This is a genomic window from Aquimarina sp. AU58, assembly GCF_900312745.1.
Lineage (GTDB): Bacteria > Bacteroidota > Bacteroidia > Flavobacteriales > Flavobacteriaceae > Aquimarina > Aquimarina spinulae.
Map to the genome: position 1 here is coordinate 302,506 of NZ_OMPD01000014.1, position 13,408 is coordinate 315,913.

Here is a 13,408-nt window from a genome sequence, read left to right on the forward strand (position 1 = left end):
AACCATTATGTTAAAAAACCATATCAAAGTAGCCTGGAGAACCCTTTTGAAACACAAAGGTTTGTTTACCATTAATATTCTGGGTCTTGCCATAGGGATTGCTACTGCTCTTGTTATATTTCTTTTTGTGGTAGATGAATTAAGTTATGATCGCCACTATAAAAAAGCAGATCAAATTGTTAGAGTAGTGCTAAAAGGAAAGATGAATGGCGAACTAATAAAAGAAGCTGTTACACCAGGCCCTGTTGCATATACATTACAAGAAGAGTTTCCAGAAGTTTTACAGGCAACTCGTATTAAATCAAGCGGAACACCCCAAATTACCTATAAAAACAACACATTTAGAGATCAAAAATTTGCATATGTTGATCCTAATTTTTTTCAGGTATTTACATTGCCACTCATTAAAGGAGATCTTGTAACAGCATTACAAGAACCTAATACTGTCGTTATTACTCAAAAATTAGCATCAAAGTATTTTGGAAATGAAAACCCTCTGGGAAAAGTTTTGGAGTTTAAAGAATGGAATCAACGCTATACGGTTACAGGAGTAATTAACGATGTGCCTGCAAATTCTCACTTTCATTTTGATGCTTTTGGGTCTATGGAAGGATTTGCAGCTGCAAAAGAACACAAATGGATAGAATCTGGTTACCATAGTTATCTTGTTCTTGATAAGCGTATAGATTATAAAAATGTAGAAGAAAAACTACCAAAAATTGTGCGTAAGTATATGGGGCCGCAGATAAAAAAATCTATGGGGATGACTTTTGAAGAGTTTAATGGAAAAGGAAATGACATTGGATTATTTCTACAACCTTTGACCGATATTCATCTTCACTCAGATTTTGCAGATGCTACCAATCTAGAGCCTGGTGGTGATATAAAAACTGTATACATTTTTGGAGCAATAGCCATATTTATCTTAATTATTGCCTGTATCAATTTTATGAACCTTTCTACAGCAGCAGCATCAAAAAGGGCTAAAGAAGTAGGAGTAAAAAAGGTATTGGGATCACCAAAAAGTCAATTAATTAAACAATTTTTGATAGAATCTTTTATTGCAACTATGGTAGCTATGGTTTTGGCTTTAATTCTGGTTATGATTTCATTACCATTGTTTAATGACCTGTCTGCAAAAGCATTAGATATAACTTATATTCTTCGCCCTCAGGTACTAATGTATTTATTAATATTAGGAATCATTATTAGTTTTTTGGCCGGAGGTTACCCTGCTTTTTTTCTTTCATCATTTGCCCCCATCACTGCACTTAAAAACAAATTTACCAACACAGGTAATAGTAAGGGATTAAGAAGTGGATTGGTGATTTTTCAATTTGCGATATCGGTAGGTCTTATTCTGGCAACTATAGTAGTAGATCAACAGATGTCTTTCATTCAAAATAAAGATATAGGTTATGAAAAAGATCAAATACTGGTATTAAGGGATTCATGGATGTTAAAGAACAATGAAGAAGTTTTTAAGGAACAGTTATTTAAAGACCCAAGAGTATCCAACATTACAATGTCTGGCCATATTCCTGCAGGACCATCTTATAATCATATGTCAAGTATTTATCCAGGTCAGGATTCTGATGCTATTAGAAGAACTATTGTATACAATATTGATGAACATTATATCCCAACGATGGGAATGGAATTGATTGCAGGAAGAAATTTTGCCATAGACGAAGGATCAGAGACCACAAATTTGATTATTAACGAAACGTCTGCCAGGATTCTAGGATTTACCGATAATGCAATTGGTCAGGCAGTAACAATGTCTATAGATAATGAAGGAGGTACAAGACAATATTCTGTGATCGGAGTGGTAAAAGATTTTCATTTCAAATCATTACATCAAACTATAGATCCTCTAATAATGATTAATGAACCAAGTTCGGGGCTTATTGTAAGAGCAAAAACTTCTGACATGAAAGGGTTAATTGCCACAGCAGAAAATATATGGAACGACTTTAAAGTAAATGAACCTTTTAACTATGCCTTGCTCGATGAGTTGTACAATCAAACCTATCTGAAAGAGCAAAAAATGGGAACTATCCTTAGAATATTTGCTTTGCTCACCATTTTTGTGGCATGCCTGGGATTATTTGGCCTGGTAACTTTTACAGCAGAGCAACGATTTAAGGAAATAGGAATTCGTAAAGTATTAGGATCTACAATACCTCAAATTATCACTATGCTCTCATTTGATTTTATGAAACTGGTATGTATTTCTTTTTTGATAGCATTTCCTCTTGGATTTTATCTCATGAATACATGGCTTCAAGATTTTGCTTACCGTATACAAATACAGTGGTGGGTATTTGTTCTGGCCGGTTGTATAACTCTATTAGTTGCATTTATGACTATAGGTTGGAAAAGTTTCAGAGCAGCGTCAATGAATCCTATAAAAAGCTTAAGAACAGAATGATTTAAGTCCTTATGGGTCTTTAAAAACTAGTAAGGATAATATAAAAAGTAAAATCATGATTAGAAACTATTTCAAAATTACGTGGAGAAATCTAAAAAGAAACGGATGGTTTTCTTTCATAAATATTGGTGGACTAGCTTTAGGAATGACAGTCGTTATTATAATTGGTTTATGGGTATTGGATGATTTTACTTTTAATCAGTATCATAAAAATTATGATCGGATAGGACAGATTTATCATAACACGACGAATTTTGAAACTAATGAAATTAATACTGATCCTTCTGTGTTATATACATTTGGGAGTGTCTTAAAAGAAAAATACCCAGAATATTTCAAATACGTTTTAAGATCAGATTGGGTCAAAGATCATACTCTTTCTAACGATGGAAAAATTTCTACAAAAACAGGAACATTTATTGAGAGTGGTGCTATAGAAATGTTTTCATTACAAATGATAAAGGGAACGAATGCCAGCTTGGATGAATTGAATGCCATTGTTTTATCAGAATCTGCTGCATTAGCCATTTTTGGTCAGGAAAATCCTATAGGAAAAAGTATAAAGATTAATAATGAGATGGACGCCGTTGTTAAAGGTGTCTTTGAAGATTTACCAAAAAACACAAGATTTCGTCATGTACAATTTTTTGCAAATTGGAATTTGTTTGAAGCAAATGATAAATTATTTGAATGGGTAAAAGATGTATGGGATGGTTGGTATTTTAATATGTATGTAGAATTAAAGCCAGATGTTGATATTGAGGAAGTAAATAAAAACTTACAGAATTTTTATATCCAATATGGGCCGCATGATTTAGTAGATAGTTATAAAGAATCTAACCTTTATCCATTTGTATACCCAATGAATAAATGGCATTTGTATTCAGAGTTTGAGCAAGGCATACCTGCAAAAGGACGTATTACTTTTGTCTGGCTTTTTATTTATATCGCAATATTTGTCTTATTACTTGCCTGTATTAACTTTATAAGCCTTAGTACAGCTCGTTCAGATAAGAGAGCTAAAGAAGTAGGCGTACGAAAAACAATGGGATCCAAAAAAAACCAGCTTGTCTATCAATTTTTGATTGAGTCTCTTATAGTATCTTTTATTGCACTATTGTTTGCATTAATATTGATATCGGTTTCGTTACCATGGTTCAATGAGCTTTCTCAAAAAGACATGAGTATACCTTGGGATAATGCGCTGTTTTGGAGTATCGTATTGTTTTTTACAGTGTTTACAGGTCTTTTTTCTGGAATCTACCCAGCTTTTATTCTTTCTTCTTTTAACCCTATAAAAGTAATCAAAGGAACCTTTAGAATGGGTAAGTATGCAGAAACCCCAAGAAAAGTTTTGGTAATATTCCAGTTCAGTATATCGATTATGCTTGCTGTAGGTACTTTTATTGTATTTGAACAGATCCAGTTTACCAAAGACAGGCCTATTGGGTATGATGGGAATGATCTTATATACTTAAATATGAACAATCCTGATTATTTTGGAAAATACAATTTACTTCGTAATGAGTTAAAAAATGCTGGAGTAGTTGAGGAAATCGCTCAATCTTTTTCTCCTCAGACTGCTATATATAATAGAGGCGGAGGGTTTAATTGGCCGGGGAAAGATCCAGAAATGGAAGACGAGTTTGGTCTTATGGCCATAACCCATGATTATGGAAAAACCGTAGGATGGAAGTTAATAGAAGGAAGGGATTTCTCTAGAGAAATGCCTACTGATTCGTCAGCCCTTATTGTTAATGAAGCAGCTGTAAAATATATGAAATTGAAGAAACCCGTAGGAACCTATATTACCTATGGGAAAAGTGAACCTCTAAAAATCATAGCAGTTGCCAAAAATATGGTTATGGAATCACCTTATAAACCCACTAGTCCTGCTATTTATTACATTAGTTATAGCAATGTCAATTTTATGCATATAAAATTAAAATCTGATATTGATATAAATACTGCTATTACTGAGATTAAAAGAGTGTTTGCAAAAGTAATCCCTTCTGCAAATTTTGATTACCGTTTTGTGAATCAAGATTATAACCTCAAATTTAGATCTGAACAACGTTTAGGAAACCTGGCTAGTGTTTTTACACTATTGGCTATTTTAATAAGTTGTCTTGGTTTATTTGGTTTAACTTCTTTTGCTGTAGAAAGACGTACTAAGCAAATAGGTATTCGCAGAGTATTAGGTGCTTCTAAATTTAATATTTGGAAAGCCCTATCTAGCGGATCTATAGTACTTGTTTTACTTTCCTGTTTGATAGGAATCCCTATTATCCATCATTTCATGGAACAATGGTTACAAAATTATAACTATCGAATGGAAATTTCATTGTGGATTTATGGTGTTGCTATTATTGGAGCATTACTATTAACCTTATTAACAGTAAGTTTTCAAATTATTAAAGCAGCATCAATTAATCCAATAAAAAGTTTAAGAACAGAATAAATAAAAAGTTACTATGTTAAGACATAACCTTATACTCTTTCTTAGAAATATCAAAAAGTATAAAAGCACTTTTTTGATTAACATCATAGGGTTGTCTTCAGGATTGGCCTGTGTATTTTTGATTGCACTTTGGGTGTTAGATGAGGTTCAAGTAGATAGATTTCATGAAAATGATAAATATCTGTATCAGGTTTGGAATAAGTTTGAAAGTCGCGAAGGTCCTAGAATCTTTAATTGGACTCCAAGTATTTTGGCAGAAACAATGGCTGATAAATTACCCGAGGTAAAATATGCAGTATCTCAAACAATACCTGCACAATTTGCTAAAGTACCACTTCATGTAAATAACAAAGTTATAAAGACTGATGGTGTATTTGCAGGTAAAGACTACTTCAATATATTTTCCTATCCTTTGATAGAAGGAGATAAAGATCAGGTACTTGAAGGGATGAATTCGATTGTTATTTCAGAATCTCTGGCGAATCAACTTTTTGGTTCACTAAATGGAGTTGTGGGAAAAGTAATCGAATGGGATGCAATGGGCATGTTAGAAAAACATCAAGTGAGTGGTGTTTTTAAAGATATTCCTGCTAATTCAACAAATCAATTCGATTTTATATTACCCTTAGCTACCTATAAAAAAGGAATTATACATAATGGCGGAAAGAATGATTGGGTTAATAATAATCCGATAACGTATATTTTACTAAATGAAGGAACAAACGTAGAAGAATTTGCTGCTAAAATAGAAAACTTCTCAAAGCTACAGGACGAAGATGTTACAGCAGACCTTATAATGACCAAATATTCATCTAATTATCTCTACGGTAATTTTGAAAATGGACAGCAAGTTTCTGGACGGATGAATTATGTATACCTGTTTTCATGTATTGCATTATTTATTTTGATCATAGCCTGTATCAATTTTATGAATCTTTCTACGGCAAATGCATCAAGGCGTTTAAAAGAAATAGGAGTTAAAAGGGCATTAGGGTCCAAAAGAACTACACTTATCACACAGTATTTTGGAGAATCAGTGATGACTGCGTTTATTTCTTTATTGTTGGCACTTTTAATAGTATTTCTTTTTATCCCACAATTTAATATAATTACAGGTAAAGTACTATCCTTAAGTTTTGACCCTTTGATTTTTGGTTTATTCTTATTGATTGCTCTTTTTACAGGAATATTGGCAGGAAGTTATCCTGCATTACACCTTTCACGTTTTAAACCAGTAACTATTTTAAGAGGTCAATTAAAAAATTCATGGGGAGAAATTTGGGTTAGAAAAGGTTTAGTGATATTTCAATTTTCATTATCGATTATTTTAATTATAGCAGTCCTATTAGTTTCTCAACAAGTGGTTTATGTACAATCCAAAAACCTAGGAATGGATAAGGATAACGTTGTTTATTTTAAGCAAGAAGGCCATTTAAGACAAAATGCAGAGGCTTTTTTAAAAGAATTAAAAGAGATCCCAAACGTAGTCAATGCTGCCATGACTAGTCAAAATATCATAGGAACAAATATTAATACAACCGGAGGATTAGTTTGGACAGGGAATGAAGAAGAGCGTCGATCTCGTTTTAAAGAACTTCGTATTGGTCATGATTTTATAGAGACAATGGATATGAAACTTAAAGAAGGAAGATCATTTTCTAGACAGTTTCTCGCAGACAGTGCTGCAATAGTATTTAACGAAACTGCCATAAAGATGATGGGTATCAAAAATCCAATTGGAAAAACGGTACGCTACGGATCAACGCAATATAGTATTATTGGAATCTTAAATGATTTTCACTTTCAATCTTTTCGAGAAGTTGTACGTCCTATGTTTTTTAGATTAAATAATAATAGATCCAATTTAGAATTTGTAGTTCGAATTGCTGGTGGAACAGAAAAAGAAACCTTAGCTAAACTTAAAGATTCTTATGCTAAGTTTAATCCTGGATATGTATTTGAATATAATTTTTTAGATACAGATTTTCAAGCGCAATATGCAGCAGAACAACGGGTAGCTTCCTTATCAAAATATTTTGCTGGTTTAGCCATTTTAATCTCCTGTTTAGGTCTGTTTGGTTTGGCTAGGTATATGACAGAGCGAAGACGAAAAGAGATTAGTGTTAGAAAAGTATTAGGACAAAGCGCTTCCCAGATTACTATGATGTTATCTATGGAGTTTACAAAGTTAGTTTTGATAGCAATAGGTATTGCAGTCCCAGTAGCATATCTACTGGGGAGTAATTGGCTTTCAGGTTTTGCATATAGAATTCCTTTAAAAGGATGGTATTTTATAGGTGCTGGTTGTATGGCTTTATTTGTTGCCTTGCTTACTGTTGGATCACAAGCAATAGGTGCGGCAAATAAAAACCCTGTAAATGGATTAAAAGAAGAATAAGGAGAATCACAATATCAAAAAACAAAAAGTTATGTTTAAAAATTATATCAAAATAGCATGGAGAAATGCTCTTCGACAAAAACAATTTACTATTCTCAATATACTTGGGCTTAGTATTGGGATAGGAACATGCTTTATTATTGGATTATATATCCATAGTGAAATGACTTATGATACTTTTCATGACAAGGCAGATCGTATTTATAGAGTTAATCAGCCTAATATTTGGGACGATTGGAATGAAATAGCCTCTAATACAGGACCTAATGTAGCTATTGCATTACGAGAAGATGCCCCAGAGTTTGAAGAAGTAACAAGACTTTTAAGGACCGGTACACAGATTGTAAAATCTAATCATAACGAAGAGGCAAGTTTATATAGCGAAGAGCAATATTTTGCTGTCGAAGAAAACTTTTTTGACGTGTTTTCTTTTAAATTTTTACAAGGTGATTCTAATACAGCACTTAGTGAACCTATGAGTATGGTGATGACAAAAAAAACAGCAGAACGTTATTTTGGTACAGAAAACCCAATAGGAAAAACAGTAGAAGTAAAAGATTATGATAACTCATGGAAAACCTATACTGTAAAAGGAGTACTTGCCGATGTTCCTTATAAATCGCATATTCAATTTGATATGTTGGTTTCCTTAAAAAGTTATTCTGAAATGATGCAAAGGAACGGTTGGAAATGGATTTGGACAGCATTTTCGACCTATGGATTAGTGAAAGAAGGAACCGATATAGCTGCATTTACCAAAAAAATTCAGGCTATTCCCCCAAAATGGGCGCCACCTACAACAGAACGTATTTTTAATCAAACATTTAAAGAATTTACAGCAGGACATGATTGGACATTATACCTGCAACCTCTTAGAGAAATATACTTATCTGAAGCTCCTGCCATTCACTCCTTTGGACCAACTGGAAATCCAATGTTTGTTAAAATATTTGGAGCAATAGGTGTACTGGTACTTATATTATCCAGTATCAATTTCATGAACCTCTCTACCGCAAGATCATCAAAGAGAGCAAAAGAAATAGGAGTGAGAAAAGTTTTGGGATCCAAACGAAAAGCACTAATCAAACAATTTGTTATAGAATCTACACTCTTTGTTTTGATAGGGACTGTTTTTGCCTTGATATTCGTACAACTTTCTTTGGGCATATTTAGTACAATTGCAGATGTACAGCTCGAACTGATTCCATATTTAGGAAACCCAATATTTCTAGGAATTGTGCTATTATTTGTATTAGGATTAGGTTTAATTTCTGGAAGCTACCCTGCGTTTTACCTTTCAATGTTTCAACCTATAGAAACCCTTAAGGGAAAAATAAGCACAAAATTTAAAGGAAAAGGAATTAGAAATGGATTAGTTGTCTTTCAGTTTACTATTTCTATTGCTCTGGTAATTTGTACCTTATTTGTACAAAAGCAATTGGTATATACTTCTTCGTTAGATCTAGGATTCGAAAAAGATAATATTCTACAAATTCATAATATTGAGCAAATCGGTTTTGATACTGAAGCACTTAAGACAAAGCTTTCGTCAAATACTGCTTTCTCAAAAGTTGGAAAATCATTTGGACTACCACCAAATATATGGTCCGGAGATCGATACAAAACACTGGGTGCTAATGACCAGGTGGTTCAACTTAGAAATGTAAGAACAGAAGAAGATTATCTCGATGTATTGGGAGTAGAATTTGTTGCCGGAAGAAATTTTGATTCGTCAAGATCCAATGATAAATATAAAGTGATATTAAATGAAAAAGCGGTTAAAACCCTAGGGTGGGGTAATCAAGAATCTTATAATGCAGATTCTCCTATAGGAAAAATACTGGCTTTAGCTTCTGGAAGTGAAGATGAATTTGAAGTGATGGGCGTAGTTAAAGATTTTAATATTAATAGCGTACAACAAGAAATAGCACCATTGGTCATCATTCATCATCAAAATGATAAGGTTTGGGATTATGGTGCAGGCTTATCTTATTATTCGATGAAACTTAATCCTGCAGTGGTTAAAAACCCTGGTGAACTTCAAACATTGATTGATAAAGTTAAAAATGATATTGCACAAATAGACCCTTCAGTTCCATTTGAATATAGTTTTATGGATCAGGATTTTGAAAACACTTTTGTGTCAGAACAAAGAATGGGAGTAATACTTAGTATATTTACCATTATGGCTTTGCTTATAGCATGTCTTGGCTTGTTTGGTCTGGCTGCTTTTACGGCAGAGCAACGTATCAAAGAATTAAGTATTAGAAAAGTACTGGGTGCCAAGGTATCAGAATTAGCTTTTTTGTTCTCTTCAGAATTTACAAAACTGGTTCTTATTTCTATTATTCTTGCTTCACCTATCGCATACTTTTTGGTAGATGAGTGGCTTAAAGATTTTGCGTATAGAACCCCAATAGATAGTTGGGTGTTTATAGTAGCAGCGATAAGCGCATTTGTAATTACATTGGTAACAGTAAGTTTTCAAACCATTAAAGCAGCATCAACAAATCCTGTAAAAAATTTAAGGGCAGAATAAAACTATTTCAGACCTCACAGGTCTCAAAGACCTGTGAGGTCTGGAGCAAGGACTATTTTAAAAATTAAAAAATAAATCTAATTAAAACCTGGGTATCTAAAAAGAACAATAAAACGTAATGATAGACAGCGCAAAGTATTCTAACGCCTGATTCTTAAAAAACACAGATTACTTTGTACTTTGTAGAAACGAAAAGCAGGACTTTTTAGATATCCTATTTTAAATCCAGATTAAAATATCATAAACAACTAAAAAAATAAAACATGTTATTACAACTAAAAAATATATCAAAGTGGGTACACTCAGGAGGGCAGAAGGTGTTCTTACTAAAAGACATTAATTTTTGGGTGAACGAAGGAGATTTTATCTCAATTATGGGGCCCTCTGGTTCAGGAAAATCTACTTTGCTCAATATCATCGGGATGCTAGATGATTTTAATGAAGGAGAATATACATTTCTGGAAGAAAAAGTACATTCACTTAAAGAAAAACACCGTGCTAATCTGTATAAGGAATATATAGGATTTGTGTTTCAGGCCTATCACCTGATCGATGAATTAACGGTAAAAGAAAATCTTGAGATGCCATTATTATATAAAAAACACAATGCGTCAGAAAGAAAATCTTTGGTGGCTGATATGTTGGATCGCTTTAATATTGTGGGTAAAAAAGATCTTTTTCCTTCTCAGTTAAGTGGAGGACAGCAACAATTAGTTGGTGTTGCCAGAGCACTTATTGCTAGTCCAAAATTAATCCTGGCAGATGAACCTACCGGGAATCTTAATTCTAAGCAAGGAGAAGAAATTATGGAAATTTTTACGCAATTAAATAAAGAGGGGGTAACCATTATACAAGTAACTCACTCAGAAAAAAATATGGCATATGGTTCTCGAGTCATCAATTTATTAGATGGTAAAATTGAGTAAGTATTTTGTTTTAATCAGACTTCGCAGGTTTTAAAAACCTGCGAAGTCTGATTGATTCTTTAAGATTTCACTGAAAGTAGGGTATTTTCAAGAATACCTTCAGTCTACATTTGTTTTCAAATAAACCTGAATAATCAAAAACTATGACTGAGCAAAAAGAAATGACATTATCATCGAACTGGACAACTCTTGGTATTTACATACAACTTCTGGCGTGTTTAATAGGTGTCCCTTACATGTTTTTTTTATTTATGCAAAAAGAATTTGATATTGGAATGGTAATTTTTGGAGCGTTTGTTTTAGGGATTACAGCACTGATTATTTGTCAGTTTATATATGCATGTGATGCTCGGGTCATAAACGACAAACTGGTATTAAAAAAACAATTTAAACCCTCAAAAACGTATTCTTTTGAAAAAATCGGTAATCCACGTTCATTCAGGATAAAAAGGACAAGTTATGTAACAGTAAAAATGGAAAATGAGGATAAGGTCTTAGAAAAATATTTGATCATCAATAATCATCACTTGTTATCATTTGAAAATAAAAATGCCAAACAAGTGCTGATTTCTTTGAGAAATATGGATAAACAAGAAAATGAGACTCTGAACAATACTGATATTAAGTAAGGAGTTACTCCTCAGAAATGAATAGATAGCTTTAAAATATCACTCAGAATCTATTTCGGGAGCAACTGTAAATTGTTTTATAGCAGAATTTGGTTCTATGATGTTGTATCCTTTCCAGAATTCTGGATTGTATCTGGATAGGTATTCTGGTTTAATACTCTTATTTTCGGTGCTGGCCTTGTAATCAGCTTCGGATAATGGGCTAGAGTCAAAAACAACAATCTCGAACTTATTTACATTTGCCATAATCACATCGAGTGCCAGAGACAGCTCATTTTGTTTACGCCTTCCTTTTACATGTTTATTTTTTTCGATCACTTTTAGAGGGCGGTCAAAACCAAAACGATTTCCTCTACGCATTTCAAGATATTTCAGGTCGTATTTGTTGTTTTTTCCTTTAGAAAAAATCACTTTATTACGATATAAATTATCCTGAAACATAACTCCCAGAAGTTTAAAACTTTTAAGGTTTTTTACATTTTCATAATCGGCTCTAACAATAGCAAAATCTTCAGTATTAACATATAATGTACCTTTAAAATCTGCTCTCCATTTTGGCGAAAAATTAATAATATATACACTATTATCATCCATATAGGTGTAATCGATAAGTTCGAAATTATATCTGCCTGATTTGTTCAAAAAATTAGACATCACATCTTCGTTAAAGAAAAGGCTTGACATCAAACTTTCTAATCCAGATTTTCGATGTTTTAAAAATTCACTCTTGTCGTCTTTTTTCTTTTGATTATCGATTTCATCTTTAACAACCGACGCTTCTTCTGTATTTTCTAGCAAAGAATCTACTTGTACCTTGGTGCCAAAGAGGCCAGATTTTATTTTAAGGTAAGAATTAGGTTTTACATTTTTCTTAAATATAGTTTCCATACGTTCGGCTACAGCCTCCATAGACACCCTATTATTTTTATCGTAGAGTTCTGCGGCCTTTATAATGTGAAGTTTCCTCTTATCGAAATTACCATACAGATCACATAAAATTTCGGTATAATATTCTGCTCTTTTGGGAAGAATAGAGGTTACACTATCGATCAATTTTTTATTAAGCTCTTTGATCGTAGATTTTTTAAATTTGACATCAAACTTTTTTACGGTATTAAACTCGGATTCTCTAAAAAACAATCGTCTTTTGGATAACCCAAAATTATAATTTTGATCTACTCGTTCTTTAACATTATCAATAATTTCGTCTACGGTTAGATTTTTATTTGAAATAAAAACACCTTTTAACTCTATTGCTTTGGGCTGGATATAAATGATACTATCGGTTACATTCTTTACGGATACACCTACTTTTTCATACCCCATTGAAGAGATGTAGATAGAATCAATTTTGGCAAGATCACCATTTAGATTTAGACTAAACCTTCCTTCTTCGTTAGTGATTACTCCTTGATTTTCTGATAATTGTATGGTAGCATAGGGAATAGGCTCGTTAGTTTTTTTATCCACTACCTTAGAAGTAATGGTTTGAGCAGTTACCATAGTACCTATGGATAAGAATAAAAATAAAGCCGATACTACCTGATTATAGTGCATAATTTGATATTTAGATCAATAAAGTCCCTATATATAAGACGCTATGTTGGAGTATAAAGTTGCCTGATACATCCAACAAAAGGAAGACTGAAACAAGAACCATTTGTTACAAAGGAATTTACAAATTAAAAAAATCACAATCAAGATACTAGTATCTTGATTGTGATTTTTTTAAGTATTTAAATATATGGCTAGTGACGATATGGGTTGTATTGCCCTAAAAGCTTGTATAATTATGAGTTAGATTAATCATCTTTAGATCCAGGATACTATATTTCTTAAAAAAATAATGCACTTAATTTGTGTAACTTACGGTTTTACCGTAAATTTATGGTGTCAAAATTGTAAAGTCAAAGGGAGGACTTGGAGTAAACACAAAAATGATGCAGTATATACTGCATCATTTTTTTTATGTAAATATAAAGCAATAGGTGATCTCAAATAAAAAAATCACGATCAAGACA

The 13,408-nt window shown here is 32.6% G+C and carries 7 protein-coding genes; 6 read left to right on the top strand and 1 reads right to left on the bottom strand.

The features are described 5' to 3' along the window. Positions 1-7 precede the first annotated feature (7 nt). The 6 genes from DK441_RS13055 (at position 8) to DK441_RS13080 (ending at position 11,387) form a co-directional block, all read left to right on the top strand. Entirely contained in the window at positions 8-2,434 is a 2,427-nt protein-coding gene (locus tag DK441_RS13055; RefSeq protein WP_109851119.1) for an ABC transporter permease, read from the top strand. 55 nt (positions 2,435-2,489) lie between these two features. After that, positions 2,490-4,895 carry an ABC transporter permease gene (locus DK441_RS13060; RefSeq protein ID WP_109851120.1) on the top strand — a complete coding sequence of 802 codons (2,406 nt, stop codon included), beginning with the start codon at positions 2,490-2,492 and terminating at the stop codon, positions 4,893-4,895. Between the two features lie 73 nt (positions 4,896-4,968). Further along, a complete protein-coding gene (locus DK441_RS13065) occupies positions 4,969-7,293 on the top strand; it encodes an ABC transporter permease (protein ID WP_200822851.1) in 2,325 nt (774 codons plus the stop codon). A 31-nt stretch (positions 7,294-7,324) separates the two neighbouring features. Further along, the gene (locus DK441_RS13070) at positions 7,325-9,832 is read left to right on the top strand and encodes an ABC transporter permease (protein WP_109851122.1); all 2,508 of its coding nucleotides are present in this window, start codon (positions 7,325-7,327) and stop codon (positions 9,830-9,832) included. 263 nt (positions 9,833-10,095) lie between these two features. Further along, positions 10,096-10,758: an ABC transporter ATP-binding protein gene (locus DK441_RS13075; RefSeq protein ID WP_109851123.1), complete on the top strand. Its 663-nt coding sequence runs from the start codon at positions 10,096-10,098 to the stop codon at positions 10,756-10,758. Positions 10,759-10,901: 143 nt separating this feature from the next. Continuing rightward, positions 10,902-11,387, top strand: coding sequence for a hypothetical protein (locus DK441_RS13080; RefSeq protein ID WP_109851124.1), 486 nt, complete (start codon positions 10,902-10,904; stop codon positions 11,385-11,387). A gap of 39 nt (positions 11,388-11,426) precedes the next feature. On the opposite strand, the gene DK441_RS13085 is transcribed toward DK441_RS13080, so the two are convergent. Further along, complete coding sequence (locus tag DK441_RS13085) at positions 11,427-12,944, bottom strand: carboxypeptidase-like regulatory domain-containing protein (protein WP_109851125.1); 1,518 nt, start codon at positions 12,942-12,944, stop codon at positions 11,427-11,429. Positions 12,945-13,408 lie beyond the last annotated feature (464 nt).

What these genes read in the sequence shown, in the direction of transcription:
- DK441_RS13055 (WP_109851119.1), top strand. Translation starts at nt 8, where the DNA reads ATGTTAAAAAACCATATCAAAGTAGCCTGGAGAACCCTTTTGAAACAC.
- DK441_RS13080 (WP_109851124.1), top strand. Translation starts at nt 10,902, where the DNA reads ATGACTGAGCAAAAAGAAATGACATTATCATCGAACTGGACAACTCTT.
- DK441_RS13085 (WP_109851125.1), bottom strand. Translation starts at nt 12,944, where the DNA reads ATGCACTATAATCAGGTAGTATCGGCTTTATTTTTATTCTTATCCATA.
- DK441_RS13070 (WP_109851122.1), top strand. Translation starts at nt 7,325, where the DNA reads ATGTTTAAAAATTATATCAAAATAGCATGGAGAAATGCTCTTCGACAA.
- DK441_RS13060 (WP_109851120.1), top strand. Translation starts at nt 2,490, where the DNA reads ATGATTAGAAACTATTTCAAAATTACGTGGAGAAATCTAAAAAGAAAC.
- DK441_RS13075 (WP_109851123.1), top strand. Translation starts at nt 10,096, where the DNA reads ATGTTATTACAACTAAAAAATATATCAAAGTGGGTACACTCAGGAGGG.